Annotated in this window: 2 protein-coding genes; both read right to left on the bottom strand. The window is 43.7% G+C overall.

What is annotated here, in order from left to right; translation table 11 throughout:
* Positions 1-733: hypothetical protein (locus N8M20_RS10145; protein WP_261080508.1), on the bottom strand; the 733-nt coding region annotated here is incomplete at its 3' end.
* Positions 730-948, bottom strand: a 219-nt coding sequence (locus N8M20_RS10140) for a hypothetical protein (RefSeq protein WP_261080507.1), incomplete at its 5' end; no start/stop codon positions are given. The genes N8M20_RS10140 and N8M20_RS10145, both read right to left, overlap by 4 nt.

Genomic DNA, 948 nt, shown 5'->3' with positions numbered 1-948 from the left:
TAACTGTTGTAGCAGGAGGTTCTGCAGTTGTAGGTGCCACGGTAGCTGTCGTAGAAACTGTAGCTACTGGTGCGACAGTCGTAGGCTCATTTTGTTCTTTAGGCTCGTACTTCCACGCTACGCCATATCCATCACGTTCAAGACGTCCATCACGAATAAAATCGCTTGCAGGCTCTCCATTGTAAGTAAATTCACGGTTAAGTTGTACCAGAACCCTCTTACCTTCGCCATCCAACTCAATGTGCGCTGGGTCTTCGATGGTAATCAAATCACCTGGCATATAGTGTTTACCTACTTCAGCTGATTGAATTAAATCAACTAAAACTTTATAAGCTGTTCCGTACTGAAGCAATTTTTCTGTTATCAACGTTAAAACTAATGCGTAGCTAACTTTGCCGTAGTGGTCGCTTTCAGTCTTGTTCTGCTTAACTGCTTGGTCTGTGGCCGTCTGCTTAGCTTCGGCTTGTGCCAATTTCTGTTCATTCTCTTGAAGCTTAACGTGAGTTTCTTCTAACTTAGCCTGAGCCTGTACAAGAGCGCTCGTTGGGTCAAGTTCCGTTCTAATAAAGTCCAAAACTGCTTGAATCAGCACCTCTTCATTATCATGCGTGCGATTTCCTGGCAATTCAACACGCTCATAGCTGTAGCGACCAGTTTCTTCTTTCTCAATCGTTACGATTGTGACATTCTTTTCCCCTTTTAGAATAGGGCTTCCTGTTAATTTGTAAGTCATGCGTTATTTCCTTTCATTTTTGCTTGCGTTTCTTCAAATAACTCTTTAAGTGCTGGGTCATATTCCATCACCGCCTTAAAGGCCTGCAATTCAGCCAAAGCCAGCGTATAGCGTGCCTCTAAATGCGCACGATTCAATTCGCCTTCTGCCAAACGGTTGACGAGTGATTCAGCGACAAGCTTGTCGATTGTGTGATTATCCATGTATGTTCTCCA

It is taken from the genome of Streptococcus mitis (assembly GCF_946190275.1).
GTDB classification, from domain to species: Bacteria; Bacillota; Bacilli; order Lactobacillales; family Streptococcaceae; genus Streptococcus; species Streptococcus mitis_DC.
Note: the sequence above shows the minus strand (reverse complement) of the source record. Positions and strands in the feature narration are given on the sequence as shown.